The 16,148-nt window shown below is 33.9% G+C and carries 15 protein-coding genes; 9 read left to right on the plus strand and 6 right to left on the minus strand.

Translation table 11 applies throughout. The annotated features are described in order from the left end of the window. Nucleotides 1–38: 38 nt before the first annotated feature. The 8 genes from hisH (at nt 39) to ACFX5F_RS10565 (ending at nt 8,535) form a co-directional block, all read left to right on the plus strand. Nucleotides 39–620, plus strand: coding sequence for an imidazole glycerol phosphate synthase subunit HisH (gene hisH, locus ACFX5F_RS10530; RefSeq protein WP_379851999.1), 582 nt, complete (start codon nt 39–41; stop codon nt 618–620). Nucleotides 621–667: 47 nt separating this feature from the next. Beyond that, nucleotides 668–1,396 carry a 1-(5-phosphoribosyl)-5-[(5-phosphoribosylamino)methylideneamino]imidazole-4-carboxamide isomerase gene (gene hisA, locus ACFX5F_RS10535; protein ID WP_379852000.1) on the plus strand — a complete coding sequence of 243 codons (729 nt, stop codon included), beginning with the start codon at nt 668–670 and terminating at the stop codon, nt 1,394–1,396. Next, entirely contained in the window at nt 1,390–2,145 is a 756-nt protein-coding gene (gene hisF, locus ACFX5F_RS10540; RefSeq protein WP_379852001.1) for an imidazole glycerol phosphate synthase subunit HisF, read from the plus strand. Before hisA ends, hisF begins: the two co-directional genes overlap by 7 nt. 83 nt (nt 2,146–2,228) lie before the next feature. Continuing rightward, nucleotides 2,229–2,828, plus strand: a complete 600-nt coding sequence (gene hisIE / locus ACFX5F_RS10545) for a bifunctional phosphoribosyl-AMP cyclohydrolase/phosphoribosyl-ATP diphosphatase HisIE (RefSeq protein WP_379852002.1) — start codon at nt 2,229–2,231, stop codon at nt 2,826–2,828. A gap of 139 nt (nt 2,829–2,967) precedes the next feature. Then, nucleotides 2,968–4,098, plus strand: coding sequence for an alpha/beta hydrolase (locus tag ACFX5F_RS10550; protein WP_379852003.1), 1,131 nt, complete (start codon nt 2,968–2,970; stop codon nt 4,096–4,098). A gap of 85 nt (nt 4,099–4,183) precedes the next feature. After that, nucleotides 4,184–5,617 (plus strand): leucyl aminopeptidase family protein, encoded by a 1,434-nt coding sequence (locus ACFX5F_RS10555; RefSeq protein ID WP_379852004.1) that lies wholly within the window; start codon nt 4,184–4,186, stop codon nt 5,615–5,617. Nucleotides 5,618–5,620: 3 nt separating this feature from the next. Further along, nucleotides 5,621–6,835 carry an ATP-grasp domain-containing protein gene (locus ACFX5F_RS10560; RefSeq protein WP_379852005.1) on the plus strand — a complete coding sequence of 405 codons (1,215 nt, stop codon included), beginning with the start codon at nt 5,621–5,623 and terminating at the stop codon, nt 6,833–6,835. Nucleotides 6,836–6,879: 44 nt separating this feature from the next. Continuing rightward, nucleotides 6,880–8,535 (plus strand): M1 family metallopeptidase, encoded by a 1,656-nt coding sequence (locus ACFX5F_RS10565; protein WP_379852006.1) that lies wholly within the window; start codon nt 6,880–6,882, stop codon nt 8,533–8,535. A gap of 47 nt (nt 8,536–8,582) precedes the next feature. On the opposite strand, the gene ACFX5F_RS10570 is transcribed toward ACFX5F_RS10565, so the two are convergent. After that, a complete protein-coding gene (locus tag ACFX5F_RS10570) occupies nt 8,583–9,419 on the minus strand; it encodes an AraC family transcriptional regulator (protein WP_379852007.1) in 837 nt (278 codons plus the stop codon). A gap of 156 nt (nt 9,420–9,575) precedes the next feature. Between ACFX5F_RS10570 and ACFX5F_RS10575 the strand changes: the two genes are divergently transcribed. Further along, on the plus strand, nt 9,576–10,571 hold the full coding sequence (locus tag ACFX5F_RS10575) for a phytanoyl-CoA dioxygenase family protein (RefSeq protein WP_379852008.1): 996 nt from the start codon (nt 9,576–9,578) through the stop codon (nt 10,569–10,571). Between the two features lie 265 nt (nt 10,572–10,836). Here ACFX5F_RS10575 and ACFX5F_RS10580 read toward each other — a convergent pair whose 3' ends face one another. Genes ACFX5F_RS10580 through ACFX5F_RS10600 form a run of 5 tightly spaced genes read right to left on the minus strand, consistent with a single transcriptional unit; the run spans nt 10,837 to nt 16,147 of the window. Further along, nucleotides 10,837–11,712 (minus strand): sugar phosphate isomerase/epimerase family protein, encoded by an 876-nt coding sequence (locus tag ACFX5F_RS10580; RefSeq protein WP_379852009.1) that lies wholly within the window; start codon nt 11,710–11,712, stop codon nt 10,837–10,839. A gap of 20 nt (nt 11,713–11,732) precedes the next feature. Beyond that, nucleotides 11,733–12,626, minus strand: coding sequence for a hydroxypyruvate isomerase family protein (locus tag ACFX5F_RS10585; protein ID WP_379852010.1), 894 nt, complete (start codon nt 12,624–12,626; stop codon nt 11,733–11,735). A gap of 8 nt (nt 12,627–12,634) precedes the next feature. Continuing rightward, the gene (locus ACFX5F_RS10590) at nt 12,635–13,873 is read right to left on the minus strand and encodes a nucleoside permease (RefSeq protein ID WP_379852011.1); all 1,239 of its coding nucleotides are present in this window, start codon (nt 13,871–13,873) and stop codon (nt 12,635–12,637) included. A 47-nt stretch (nt 13,874–13,920) separates the two neighbouring features. Next, complete coding sequence (locus ACFX5F_RS10595; protein WP_379852012.1) at nt 13,921–14,652, minus strand: 3-keto-disaccharide hydrolase; 732 nt, start codon at nt 14,650–14,652, stop codon at nt 13,921–13,923. Between the two features lie 37 nt (nt 14,653–14,689). Next, nucleotides 14,690–16,147, minus strand: a complete 1,458-nt coding sequence (locus ACFX5F_RS10600) for a Gfo/Idh/MocA family protein (RefSeq protein WP_379852013.1) — start codon at nt 16,145–16,147, stop codon at nt 14,690–14,692. Nucleotide 16,148: the final 1 nt, after the last annotated feature.

Genomic DNA, 16,148 nt, shown 5'->3' on the forward strand with positions numbered 1-16,148 from the left:
CCTTAATAAACCTTAATTTCTTAATGTTTAAAAAATAAATGAAAATAGTAATCATAAATTACGGAGCAGGAAATATTCAGAGTATTATTTTTGCCATCGAAAGATTGGGATTCACGGCGGTTTTGAGTAATAATCCGGACGAAATCAAGGCTGCCGATAAGGTTATTTTTCCAGGCGTTGGCGAAGCAAGTTCAGCAATGAAAATGCTTTTAGAAAGTGGTTTGGAAACTTTGATTCCAACCTTGAAACAACCCGTTTTGGGAATTTGTCTGGGTATGCAATTGATGTGCAACAAATCGGAGGAAGGGAATACCAAAGGTTTGGGAATTTTTGATGTTGATGTGATTAAGTTCACGCCAAAAGTAAAAGTGCCACAGATGGGTTGGAACCAAATTTATAATCTAAAATCGCCATTATTTACTGGTATTAATGAAAACGAATACATGTATTTAGTACATAGTTTTTATGCTCCTAATTGTCCTGAAGCTATTGCTACAACAGATTATGAAGTTGAATATACCTCAGCGTTACAAAAAGGCAATTTCTACGGCACACAGTTTCACCCTGAAAAAAGTGGAGATATTGGAGAACAAATTTTGGCTAATTTTTTAAACCTTTAAGTTGAGTCTTTAAGACGTTCGACTTTCAAACTTTAAGACTAATTACAATGAGAATAATACCTGCAATAGACATCATAGAAGGGAAATGTGTTCGCTTATCAAAAGGCGATTACAATACCAAAATTATATACAATGAAAATCCGCTTGAGGTGGCGAAATCATTTGAAGCACATGGAATCGAATATTTGCACTTGGTTGATTTAGACGGTGCAAAGTCAAGTCAAATTGTGAATTATAAGATCTTGGAGCAAATAGCTACACAAACCAAATTGAAAATTGATTTTGGTGGAGGATTAAAATCGGATTCCGATTTAAAAATTGCTTTCGAAAGTGGTGCGAATCAAATTACCGGTGGAAGTATTGCCGTTAAAAACAGAGAACTATTCGAAAAATGGATTGCAGAATACGGTGCTGATAAAATCATTTTGGGAGCAGATGCTACTAATGAAAAAGTTGCTGTTTCAGGTTGGTTAGAAGATTCAAATGAAGATTTAATTCCATTTATACAAGATTACCAAAGTAAAGGAATTCAATACGTAATTTGTACGGATATTGCCAAAGACGGTATGCTTGAAGGGCCATCTTTTGATTTATATGCTAAAATTTTGGCCGAAGCTAACGTCATAAAATTAATTGCCTCAGGAGGAATTTCTACTTTTGATGAATTACCAAGACTCGCTGAATTAGGTTGTGAAGGAACAATAATCGGAAAAGCAATTTACGAAGGACGAATTTCACTGAAACAATTGGAAAATTATATATTAGAAAAATGTTAACAAAAAGAATTATTCCCTGTCTCGATATAAAAAATGGCAGAACCGTAAAAGGTGTTAATTTTGTAGACTTGCGTGATGCTGGAGATCCGGTAGAATTAGCCAAAATATATTCGGATGAAGGTGCGGATGAATTGGTCTTTCTAGATATTTCTGCAACCGAAGAAAGAAGAAAAACCTTAATTGATTTGGTTCGAAAAGTTGCCTCAACGATTAACATTCCGTTTACTGTTGGTGGTGGAATTTCATCCGTAGAAGATGTGGAAATTTTATTGCAAAATGGAGCGGATAAGGTTTCCATTAATTCATCGGCAGTAAAAAATCCGCAGTTGATTAATGATTTGGCGCAAAAATTTGGAAGTCAATGTGTTGTTGTTGCGATTGATGCCAAACAAATTGATGGCCAATGGATTGTTCATTTAGTAGGAGGAAAAGTGCCTACCGAATTGAATTTATTTGATTGGGCCAAAGAAGTAGCGCAAAGAGGCGCAGGCGAAATTCTATTTACCTCCATGGACAATGACGGGACTAAAAACGGTTTTGCAAACGAAGCTTTGGCTAGACTTTCGGAATTAGTTAATATTCCTATTATTGCTTCTGGTGGTGCGGGAAACATACAGCATTTTGTAGATACTTTTCTGGAAGGAAAAGCAGACGCAGCATTAGCAGCAAGTGTATTTCATTTTAAAGAAATTGAAATCAAAACATTAAAAAAAGAACTTAAAAACAACAATATCGAAGTTAGGATATAGAAACAGATAATAGAATAAAGAGAAAAGAAAATCGGATTAGATAATCTTTCAATCTTTAATCTTTCAATCTTTAAATTAAAAACATGAATATAGATTTCTCAAAAAATACAGACGGATTAATTCCAGCCATAATTCAAGACAGCGAAACCAAAACGGTTTTGATGCTGGGTTTCATGAATGCCGAAGCCTATCAAAAAACGGTTGATACTAAGAAAGTAACATTTTATAGTCGTACCAAACAAAGACTTTGGACAAAAGGCGAGGAAAGTGGCAATTTTCTGAATCTGATTGACATCAAAAACGACTGTGATAATGATACATTGTTGATTCAGGTAAAACCAGAAGGACCAACATGTCACAAAGGAACTGATACTTGCTGGGCAGACGAAAACAAAGCTGATTATGGCTTTATTTCGAATTTAGAAGATATAATCGAACTTCGAAGAGAAAATGCTGATTCAGAAAAAAGTTACGTGGCTTCTTTATTCAAATTAGGAATCAATAAAATTGCCCAAAAAGTAGGGGAGGAAGCGATTGAAGTGGTAATTGAAGCCAAAGATGATAATGATGATTTATTTTTGAGTGAAAGTGCTGATTTGCTTTTTCACTACCTTATTTTATTGCAAGCCAAAGGATTTAAGCTAAATGATGTTGTGGAAGTTTTAAAAAGCCGCCAAAAGTAAATCTTATAAAATAATTTTCACTAATTAAAACCCAGTAGCAAATTCATTTGCTATTGGGTTTTCTTTTTTCTTTTATTTCAAATCGCAATCAACTATATTTACTATTTATTTTAAAATACAAGCAAGAATAATGCAAGTGATGAATACAGACAATACCACCTTTACACAAGAATTAGATAATCCAACAATAAATACTGGTTTGTATATAATTCTAACAACCGACGAAGATGATTCACGACCTGTTTATATTTCTGGAAATTTCAATAATTGGCGTACGCAGGATAAAGAGTTTATGATGGAGAAAATTGGCGTTGGTCAATATCATTATAAATTCACACACGATTTTGATTATCCTGTTGAGCTTTTGTATAAATTTACTAAAGGGGATTGGAGTGAAGTAGAAATCGACAGCCATGGTAATCGTACCGAAAATCGTACAACGACAAATCATACAGGTATTCAAAAGGAACATGTAGCAAGATGGAGAAAAAATTGGTTGCCATTTAAACAATCTTTTTTGCCGCAAATTCAGTTGATTTCAGATGAATTTGAAATCCCACAACTCAACAAAACAAGAAAGATTTGGGCTTTGTTACCTCATGATTATGACAATTCAAGTGAAAGTTATCCGGTCATGTATTTGCAGGATGCCCAAAATTTATTCAATGAATCAGCCGAATTTGGTAATTGGGAAATTGATAAAAAACTGGCAGTTATGTCAGAATATAAAATTGGAAAAATTATAATAATTGCAATAGAACATGCAGAAGAAGATCGTGTAAAAGAATACAATGTAGGTAAAACAGTATTAGGAAAAGGGCAAGGCAAAAAATACATCCGTTTTGTAACAGATACTTTAAAACCGTATGTGGACAGTAATTTTCGAACCAAAAAAGAACAGGAATTTACGGGAATAGGAGGAAGTTCTATGGGTGGATTAATCAGTATTTTTAGTGGATTGCGAAACCCGGAAGTTTATGGTAAATTAATGATATTCTCGCCATCACTTTGGGTCGTTCCTGAATTAAAAATCAATGTTGAAAAAGCTAATTCAGCAGATACAAAAATCTATTTGTATGCTGGTGGAGATGAAAGTAAAACCATGATCGAACACGTAAAAAAGTTTCAAAAGGATTTGATTTCAAGCGAATTTGTAAAAGATAAATCAAAGATTAATGTAAGTATCAATAGACAAGGAAAACATAGTGAAACCTACTGGAGTGATGAATTTCCAAAAGCTATAGAATGGTTGTTTTTTAATACAAAGTAGAGATGCGATTTATCGAGTCTAAAATAAATTAAGCATAATGCACTTATATCATTTCAATCAAAAAGCAAAAAAATTAAAAGAACAAATGAAAACAAATACAGTAGTCAACTTAGATAATTTTTCAGGAACAATTTTAGTACCAGCTTTTGAGACGTATTTAAAAAGTATTGTTCCCATTTCATTTAATGGATTGGAAATTACTTCTAAAGTTTTTTTTGGAAAAAAAGACACCCATTATTTAGCCGAAAAAAATGATAATACCTATGTTTTTATTGGTTTGGGAAAAATGATCGATTATAAATCTTTAAAGACTGTTTTTAGACGAGTTTCATCAAAACAAAAAGAAAATTTTAGTTCAAATGTTGCTTTAGTTATACCAGAGCAATTTACTCAGGATCAGGTTGAAGCCATGATTTCAGGTTTGCTTTTAGGGACTTATAATTTAGGCCATTTTAAATCTGAAAAAGAAGAACATCCTTTTTTAGATCCTGAATTCACATTGAATTTGGTTTCTGAAAAGGATTATTTGGCTACAGCCAAAAAAGGAATTAAAATTGCCAAAGCACAATTAGCGACCTATAATTTAGTTGATTTACCACCGAATACAATTAATCCCAAATACTTGTCGAATTGGGCGATAGAGACTGGCGAAAAATATGGCTTTGATGTAGAAGTTCTTGGTTATGAAGCTTCAAAAATTGCAGGTCTTGGTGCCTTTTTGGCGGTAGGGAAAGGAAGTGAAAATGAACCTCAATTTATCATTATGAAGTATACTCCTGAAATGGAAGTGGAAGATATAAAACATGTTGGATTGGTGGGAAAAGGAATCACCTTTGATACTGGCGGATTAAATATAAAAACGGCAGGAATGGTTCATATGAAATGTGATATGGCTGGCGCTGGGGCGGTACTAGGTGCCATGCAACTCATAGCCGATTTACAATTGCCTGTCAAAGTAACCGCTATTGTTCCTTGTGCCGAAAACTCGGTGGACAACAAGTCCTTTTTGCCTAGTGATGTAATTCACAGTTACAGTGGATATTCCATAGAAATAATTGATACTGATGCTGAAGGAAGACTCATTTTAGCCGATGGATTATCGTATTTAATTAAAAATTTCAACCCGGAATATATTGTTGATATTGCCACACTTACCGGAAGCAGCGTTGGTACTTTTGGGTATGAATGTGGTGCTTTGTTTACGAATAATGAAGAAATGTCAAAGAAATTACAAGAAAACGGAGATGCAATTGGAGAGCGTTTGTGGCCTTTACCACTTTGGGATGTTTATAAATCAGACATTGAAAGCGATATTGCAGATGTCAAAAATTATAGTGGAAAACCAGTTGCAGGAGCCATAAGTGCCGCTAAATTTTTAGAATATTTTACCCAAGAGCACAAAGCTTGGGCGCATCTTGACGTTGCAGGCGTAGCATTTGGCGATGATGAATTTGCTAAAAGTAAACATGCTACAGCATATGGAGTTCATTTATTAACTAAATTCATTGAAAATTTATAATGTATGGAAAACTCTAAAACCTTCCTTTGTATTTCAAATTATTTCAAAGGTGTCGATTTTTTAATTAATTTAAAAAAGGTGGGGAATAAAGTCTATTTAGTGACAAGCGAAAAACTGAGAGACAAACCATGGCCACATCAATATATTGATGAGATTTTTTATATGGAAGGTCAAGATGTTGATTGGAATTTAGAGCATTTATTATTGGGTGTTGGAAATTTCATGAAGTCTACTAAAATTGATGCTATTGTTGCTCTTGATGATTATGATGTTGAAAAAGCAACTTACCTCAGGGAAAATCTTCGTATTGACGGAATGGGACAAACCACCGGACGTTATTTTAGGGATAAACTCGCTATGCGCATGAGAGCGAAAAGTTGCGGTATTCCAATTCCTGCTTTTTGTTCGTTATTTAATGACCATGACATTAATACTTTTGCTGATACGATTGAAGCTCCGTGGGTTTTGAAACCACGTTCGGAAGCCTCGGCTAACGGGATTATAAAAGTATATGACAAAGAGAGTTTATGGATCCACATCAATGAAATGGGGAATAATAGATTCAAGTATTTATTGGAGCAATTCAAACCAGGCGATGTGTATCATTGTGATAGTTTGATTTCGGATAGCAAAGTAATCTTTAGTTTGACTTCAAAATATTTAGCTACGCCAATGGAAATTTCACAAGGCGGAGGTGTTTTTCGTTCTGCCAATATTCTTTATGATTCTGATGATGACAAAGCCATCAAAAAGATAAACGAACAAGTATTGAAAGGCTTTGGATTGAAACATGGAGCTGCCCATACAGAATTTATAAAAAGCAATGAAGATGGTCAAATTTATTTTCTGGAAACTTCTTCAAGAGTAGGAGGAGCGCATTTGGCTGAAATGGTAGCCGAAGCTTCTAATATTAATTTATGGAAGGAATGGGCTGCTATTGAAGATGCATTGGCAAAAGGAACAAAATACATTTTACCGAAAGTAAAAAAAGAATATGCAGGTATCGTTTTGACATTGTCAAAATTCCAGCATCCGGATTTATCATCTTTTTCAGATCCCGAAGTTTGTTTTAGAGTTCCGTTAGAATATCATGCGGGTCTTATTGTAAAATCAGATAAGCAAGTAAGGGTTTTAGAATTGTTAGATGATTATGGGAATCGCTTAGCTACTGATTTTACGGCGGTAGTAAAACAAAATTCAGTTTCTAAGTTACATTAATTTTATAAAAATTTAGGTATATTTTATTTCAAAATTTCAAATTTATGAAAAGATATTTAAGTCTCATTTGTTTTTCATTTCTTATTTTTAATAGTACTAGTGCGCAAGGCCTACTTGGACGAAAAGAAGTAGTTTTCACTAGACAAGATTCTTTAAGAGGTAGTATAACAAAAGAAAGAGCTTGGTGGGATGTAAAATACTATCATCTGGATATTAAAGTAAATCCTGCCGATAGTACTATTTCAGGTTCAAATACAATAAAATATCAAGTAATTCAGGAATATAATATCATGCAAATTGACTTGCAGAATCCTATGGAGATTTACAAAGTCATTCAGGATGGAGTAGCTTTAAAATACAAAAGAGAAGGAAATGCTTTTTTTATTGAATTGATAGCTCCTCAAAAAATAGGCTCAACAAAAGAGCTAATTGTATTTTACGGAGGAAAACCTAAGGTTGCTGTAAATCCTCCTTGGGATGGAGGAATAACCTGGAAAAATGACAGTAATGGGAATCCTTTTGTAGCTTCTTCTTGTCAAGGATTAGGTGCCAGCGTTTGGTGGCCTAACAAAGACCATATGTATGACGAAGTAGAAAGTATGTTAATCAGTGTAAATGTTCCGAAAGGGTTAATGGATGTTTCCAACGGTCGTTTGCAAAGCGTAAAACAATTGAAGGATGGAACAAATACTTATAATTGGTTGGTATCAAATCCAATTAATAATTATGGTGTAAATATAAATATTGGCGATTACGTTACTTTTTCTGAAAAATTTAAAGGAGAGAAAGGAAATTTGGACTGTACCTATTATGTTTTGAGAAATAATCTTGATAAAGCAAAAAAACAATTCCAAGACGCGCCAAGAATGTTGAAGGCTTTCGAGCACTGGTTCGGACCTTATCCCTTTTATGAAGATAGCTATAAATTAGTTGAAGCACCATACTTAGGGATGGAACATCAAAGTAGCGTAACGTATGGCAATGGTTTTAAGAATGGATATTTAGGAAGAGATTTAAGCGGAACAGGTTGGGGTTTAAAATTTGATTACATTATTATTCATGAATCAGGGCACGAGTGGTTTGCTAATAATATCACTTACAAAGATATTGCTGACATGTGGATACATGAAAGTTTCACAGACTATTCCGAGAGTCTTTTTCTTGAATATTACTACGGTGAGGAACCTGCTTATACTTATATCAGAGGCTTAAGAAAGAACATTCAAAATGACAAACCAATAATTGGAAAATATGATGTCAACAATGAAGGTTCCAGTGATATGTACTACAAGGGGGCTAATATGCTACACACTTTGCGCCAAATTGTTAATGATGATGCTAAATGGAGAACTATTTTAAGAGGTTTGAATAGTACTTTTTATCATCAAACAGTTACTACCAAACAAATAGAAGATTACTTAAGTCAAAAAGTTGGAATAGAGTTAAATACATTCTTTAACCAATATTTGAGAGATACCAGAATTCCAACATTAGAATACTTTTTGAAGGATAATCAACTGGGATACCGCTGGGCAAATTGTGTTCCTAATTTTAATATGCCCGTTAGAGTAATTTTGAATGGGAAAGTAGAATTACTAAAACCAGAAACAAAATGGAAGGCTATTCCAGCTAAAAACGAAAATTCAAAATTAGAAGTAGACAAAAATTTTTATGTTGCAGGATTTAATATAACGGAATAAAAACAAATAGAAGGATGTGTTTTTCAAAAATTAAGTAACACATCCTTTTATCTTTTCTTAAACTGAATCGGATTTTCACCCACTACTTTTTTGAAAATCCTATTAAAATAAGACAGGCTGTCAAAACCGCATTCGTAACAAGTTTCAGTTACATTTTTATCGCTTTGCAAAAGTCTTTTTGCTTGTTCAATTCGATATTGATTCAGAAATTCAGTAAACGTCAAGCGTGTCATTTTCTTAAAATAACGACAAAAAGCAGCTTTTGATAAATGAGTCAACTTTGCAATTTCTTCAATGGATACAGGCCTTTTATAGTTATTTTCAATAAATTTATAGACCACTTTTAGTCGTAATTGTTCTTTATTATTATATAGGTTTTCAAATGGCTTATCATGTAAAAGAGTCATTTCATTTGTTGTTGCTAAAATTTGAAATAAAGACAGCACTTCTATAAATTGTTCAAAATGAGATAAAAGGTGAATTTTCTGAAGTCTCTTTCCAATTTTATCCTTTATACCTCCATGAAAACTAACTACCTTTTTTGAGTTTTCAAATAACTGATAAATGGAAGCTAATTCAGGAGTTGTTATAAAATCATTTTTGAAAAAATCTTCTTTTATCTGTAAAACTACTTTTTCATATTCCGTTTTAATTCCGTAATCAAAATTCAAATGTGGAATATTGGAACCTATAAAAACCAAATCACTTCCTTCAAAATCGCCCACATGATTTCCCACACGCCTTGTTCCATTTGGAGCAACAATGAAAGTCAATTCAAATTCGGGGTGGAAATGCCAATAATAAAAATCATTCAATTTAGGATTAACTAAGATTCTAAAGGAACTACCCGCTAATCTTTTTATATCTTCAAAAACTATTTTCATAATACTATTAATACTTAAATTGCTCAAAATTATACATAGACAGAATTAAAAGTACTAAATAAATCAATATTGTACAAATAGCAGTAAATTTTGTGAAAGTATTTAGTGTTCTCTTTCTCTAATTTTGAATTAGTAATAACACTATATATCAGAACAATGGAAAAGAATGATAAATCAATGACACCAACTATGACTCCTACAATGGCGCAAAATAATGCTCACAAAGATATTCCTGGGAATCCATCAATAGCAAAATCCAGTACATCTAAATTAAATGATCGTTCAAATGGGAAACCATTACGTTTACTGACAGAAGAAGATTGGAAATTTTGGATCGAGAATGGATATATCGTAATAAAAAATGCAGTGCCAAAAGAAAATGCTAAAAAAATGGCAGATTTTTTATGGGAATTTGAAGAAAAAAATCAAAATGATCCTGAAACTTGGTATGCACCGCCCAGAGCCGAAATGCAAATGAAAGAGCTTACTAATAGTGGTATGGTAGAAGTATACAACCATCAATATCAATGGGATAACCGACAAATACAAAAAGTATATGATGCTTTTGTTGATATTTGGGGAACCGAAAAATTATGGGTTACAATTGACAGAGCTAATCTCAATTTGCCAATTAGACCTGGTTATGATTTCAAAGGATTCATACACTGGGATTATGATCCGGAAACAAAACCTCAAAATGTGCAAGGAGTTCTTGCTTTGGCGGATCAAACTGATGAAAATATGGGAGGCTTTCAGTGTATTCCTGATTTATATCGAAATTATGACACTTGGAAGCTGACGCAACCTGAAGACAGAAATCACTTTAAGCCGGATGTTACGGGACTGGAAAATAAACTTGTAAAAGTAAAAATGGAAGCAGGTGATTTACTAATTTTTAATAGCACTCAACCTCATGGTATACGTCCCAATATTACAAAAGACAAAGTAAGAATGGCACAATATATCTCTATGATGCCTGCAGAAGAGGATAATGACGAATTACGTCAATGGCGCGTGAACTCATGGAAAAACAGAATCGCTCCAGAAGGATATGCGTTTCCTGGAGACCCTAGAAATTGGGAGCAAACGAAATATAAAACAGCAGAACTTAGTGAACTTGGAAAAAAATTATTAGGAGTAGAAAAGTGGTAAAAAAAAAGGGATATGTAAGGGACAATGAAAAAGTCCCTTGAACGACCAAAGTGAAATAATCAAAAAAAGACAAAACATAGTATTTTTAGCTTCTTTTGGCTATTATAAGACGCTATAAATCTTTGAAAATTAAATTTGAATGAAAAAAATCGGATAAATAAAATTAAAGCTTTATTTATCCAATTTTTTTATGGTTTTTTGAAAAGCGATACTTTTTCAGTGCCCTCTATGTAAGTATCCCTTTTTTTATTATTTCTCAAAATGTTTAGATTAGGTTTTTCTTAATGTAGTTAAAACTTTTTATAGCAGATTCTATTGGATTAGGTTTGTAGTTTGATTCGTGTTCCAAAAAGAAACGCTTCATTCCTGAAAGTTTAGCTTCTGCAAAAATTGATTTGAAATCGATTTTTCCCGTTCCTATTTCGGCATTCCAATCTGGATTAACTTTGTCCATATCTTTCACATGCCACATTTTAAAACGTCCTGGATATTTTTTGAATAATTGCAACGGATCATTTCCGGAACGAATTACCCAGTACAAATCCATTTCAAAATCAACTAACTTTTTATCGGTTTCATTCAATAAAATCTCATATCCATTCGTTGATCCGAATTTTGTAAACTCAAAATCATGATTGTGGTAGGCTAATTTTAAACCCCCAGCTTTACAAAGCTCTCCAAATTTATTTATTTGTAAAGCTAATTTTTTGTAATCATCACCACTTTTTCCACGTAATTCTGCAATAACATAAGGTACAGTTATATACTCACTACCTAAATGGTTTGCTGCTTCTACGTACGATTTTAATAAATCAGTAGAACCATCTTTGATCATGGAATTAAAATCGAAATGATTACTGGTCGCTTTCAAACCATTATCACTAAGCATTGATTTAAAATCGTGCAAAGAAGTACCAAAAAATCCTTTTTCAACGGAATAACCAAAAGTTTCTACTTCTGAGAAACCAGCTTTTCCAACCTGGGCTAAAACCCCTTTTACATCTTTTGGTAAAGTATCTCGCAGTGTCCATAACTGAATTCCGATAGCTCTCTTTTTTGATTCAAAAGCAAATGAGGGAGCAATGGCTAATGCGCCTAAAGCTAAACCCGTATTAATTAAAAATTCTCTTCTTTTTATCATGAGTTATTTTTTAAATTAGTTTAAATATCACAAATTGCAATAGCCTGCTTCAATGAAATCAATTTGTTCGGATTTTTAGGAATAAATTCCTGACCTACAAAACCTTTGTAACCTGTTTTGGCAATCGCTTTCATAATTGCAGGGTAATTTAATTCCTGTGTTTCGTCTATTTCATTTCTACCCGGAACTCCCGCAGTATGAAAATGTGCAATATAATGATGATTTTCATTTATGTTTCTGATTACATCACCTTCATCAATCTGCATATGGTAAATATCAAAGAGCAATTTGAAATTTTCAGAATTCAAACGTTTAGCTAATTCTACTCCCCAGTACGTTTTATCACATTGATAATCTTTATGGTCAATTTTACTGTTTAAAAGTTCCATTACCAGCGTTACATTATATTTTTCTGCCAATGGAATCAGCTTTTGTAAACCTAATACACAGTTGGTCCAACCTTCTTCATCCGTTTTTCCTCGTCGGCTTCCGCTAAAGCAAATTAGATTTTTGTATCCTGCTTTTGCTACAAGCGGGATCATTTCTGTATAATTCTTAATGAGGGTCTCGTGGAATTTGATATCATTGAATCCATCAACTAAATTAATTTCTGCTCCATTACACATTGTGGAAACTAAATCATATTTCTTTAGTATAGGCCAATCTTTAGGTCCAACTAGATCAATACCAGTAATTCCTATTTTTTTTACTTCGATACAAAGATTTTCTATATCAAAGTCGTTGAAACACCACCGAGCCACGGAATGATTTATATTTCCCTTCAAAAAATTAGAAGTTATATCGGTTTCAACTTTTGGCATAGCCAAAGCAGAAAAACCAGTAGGAAGTGTCATTGCGGCTGTTCCGGCAAGAATTCCTTTTATAGCAGACCTTCTATTTAAATTAGTATCCATCTTTAATTTTATACAGCAGAAGTAGTTGCTTCTCCTTTGTTTTTTTCATTAAATAAAAGTGCAAAAAGTACAAATACAGCAAAAGCAATTCCAGCGGGAATAATCCATACCATTTCCCAATTGATTGTGCCTTCTAACGTTTTATAATTATCAGTTATCCAACCAGCAACGGCAAAACCGATTAACATTCCAACTCCGTAAGTCGCTAATGTAATTAAGCCTTGAGCAGCACTTTTATATTTTTCTCCCGCTTTTGAATTGGTGTAAATTTGACCAGAAACAAAAAAGAAATCATAACAAATACCGTGCAGCGCAATACCTATAATTAACATGAAACTTAATTCTCCACCATTGCCATAAGCAAATAAAACGTAACGAATTGCCCATGCTAACATCCCGATTAAAATCGTTTTTTTGAAACCAAAACGAGTGAAAAATACCGGAATCAATAATAAGAATAAGGCTTCAGATATTTGTCCAATTGCCATTTTTCCCGTCGGATTTTCAACGCCTGATTCTGTCAAAAATGGATGTGCATTTTGATAATAAAAGGCTAACGGAATGCAGATAAGGATTGATGAGATAAAAAAGATGGCGAAGTTTTTATCTTTCAGTAACTTTAAAGCATCAAGACCTATAATATCTCCTATTTTTATTTTTTCGTCACTAACTTTTGGTGGTGTTTTTGGTAAAGAAAAACTGAATAGACCTAAAATTAAAGCGGCTATTCCTGCTAAAAGGAACGTGTTTTTAAGAAAACCTTCAGAAATTGCTTCTGCAGTATCCCAATGGAAAATAAAACTAATAGACAAACCAGCTAAAATCCAGCCAATTGTTCCCCAAACTCTAATATTTGCAAATTCTTTCTCCGGATCTTTCATTTGGTTAAAAGCTACTGAATTTACTAATGCTAATGTTGGCATGTATAAAATCATGTAACTCAAAACGTAGGTATAGAACATCCCGACTTCTACTGACTGATACATTTGATACATTAAAAAAGCACCGACTAAATGTAGTATTCCTAATATTTTCTCCGCATTAAAGTAACGATCTGCAATTAAACCAACGATAAAAGGAGCAACAATAGCACCCCATGATTGTGTAGAAAAAATTGCGGCAGTTTCTGATCCCGATGCTTTTAGATTATTCCCCAGAAACGTACCAAGGGTTACAAACCATGCTCCCCAGATAAAAAATTCTAGGAACATCATTATGGATAATTTAATTCGAATGGTGCGATTCATTTGTTTTTAGTTTTGGTTTTGGTTATTTTTTAATGTTAAACAACAGCTTACATTCCGGCCTCACATCCGGTTGTAATTTTCATCGTATTCCATTCTTTTATCTGAATGTTTCTAAACCACACATGATCTCCGTGATCTTGTAATGCAATTTTACCTTTTTTGAATGCAGCGAAACCAGGCCAAGAAGCAAATTTACTTCCTGCTACCAATGTTTTAAAATTAGCATCCCAAAGTGTAGTTTCAACTACTTTTACGCCATTCAATAACATTGTCAGTTTTCCGAATTTACATACAATGTCAACAGAATTCCATTCGCCTACCGGTTTCACCGGCTCTGAATAACTTTTGATTAAATCATATAAGTCACCTGCACGATGTTTTGTTATTTTTCCGTCAGGGTGACCTTCATTATCCAATACTTGCATTTCTAAACCGGTTTCATAGGTATTTTTGAATTTTGTTAAATCCTCGTTTACAAAGAAAATAACTCCGCTGTTTGATTTCGCGGCAACTTTCCATTCTAATTTCAAATGAAAATTTGTGTATTCTAAATCGGTTACTAAATCCCCACCTTGACCCTCTTTTGATGCTGTAGGATCAAAATGCAACACACCTTCTTCTACTTTCCATGCGGAACCTGCAACAGCTTTTCCATAAGAATGCCATCCTGTAGTGGTTTTACCATCAAATATCGATTTAAAACCTTTAGGTATTGCTTGAGCATTTGTTGTTTGAATCATTATAAAAAGTATTAATGAAGTACAAATATTTTTAATCATTTTTCCGTTTTTTAATATTTATTAATTGACTGTTGGGTTATAACGTTAACGCTTTCCAACCCTGACGATACTCGCGTTTCACAAATCGATTCACTTCATCAAAATTTGTAATTTTCATATTGTCATTATCCCACAATAATTTTGCAGAACGTCCTGGATAAACCTCTTCACCAAGCTCATCGCGCTTAATATCATATCCTCTAATTGCTAAATTTGCCATTAGTAATGCTTCTGTTAAAGGGCCTGCAATTTCAAAAGGAGAGCTAAGTTCTTGTTTTCCATAACCAGCTATCGAAGCTTCAATCCATTGCTTGTAATGTCCATCTGCTCCATCTTTTACTCGGGCGTATTTTTGAGCAATATTGATATTTTCATTTTTGCTAAGAGGAAGTAGACGAGGATTTAAACCATATGTATCGCACATCATTTTCCCTTTTGTACCTGTGAACAGTGTTCCATTTCCACCGTCTCCAAAAATTTCATTTGGTCCTAATTCAGAAGGCCTTTCTGGTTGGATTCCTCCATCCATCCAGTGTACTGCTATATCACCATTTGTTTTTTCTGTTTTTGGAAATGTCAACGTTACGTGGCTTGAAGGTGGGCAACTCTCCGGAAAATAGCCTCTTTGAAATTCGTCTACGTACACCGAACCAACACTACACTGAACATCTTTAGCATATTTAAGGTTTAACACACTAAATGGAGCTTCCAATAGGTGACAACCCATGTCTCCTAAAGCACCTGTTCCGTAATCCCACCATCCGCGCCAGTTGAAAGGCACTAATTTATTTACATATTCTTTGTAAGGTGCTGTTCCCAACCACAAATCCCAATCTAATTCTTTAGGAATATCTGCTTTATTGGCTGACCAAGGAATACCTTGCGGCCAAACTGGACGGTCTGTCCAAGCGTGAATGGTGTGAACATCACCTATTAAACCTGCCTCATACCATTCTTTCATAATACGGGTACCATCATTTGAAGAACCTTGATTACCCATTTGCGTTACCACTTTGTATTTTTTAGCGGCTTGAGTCAAAATGCGAGCTTCATAAATATCATGCGCCATAGGTTTTTGAACATATACATGTTTTCCTAACTGCATAGCTGCAAGAGCTTGTATTGCATGGTTGTGATCCGGAGTTGATACAGAAACAGCATCGAAGTTTTTATGTTCTTTATCCAACATTTCACGCCAGTCCTTATAGAATTTAGCTTTAGGAAATGCATTTACACTTTCGGCGGCTCTTCGGGTGTCGACATCACATAAAAATGAAATGTCGGCTTTTCCGCTTTTGGCAAACATAGCTACATCAGATTTCCCTTTTCCGCCAACTCCTATACTAGCAATTGACAAGCGATCGCTTGGCGCCACAAATCCTCTACCTAAAACATGGCGAGGAACAATCATAAATGCAGCTGCGGCAATAGCCGTTGTTTTTATAAAATCGCGACGGTTATTCGTAATTTTATCGACTTCTTCTTTTTCTTTCATT

Source organism: Flavobacterium zhoui, assembly GCF_042787235.1.
Taxonomy (GTDB): Bacteria; Bacteroidota; Bacteroidia; order Flavobacteriales; family Flavobacteriaceae; genus Flavobacterium; species Flavobacterium zhoui.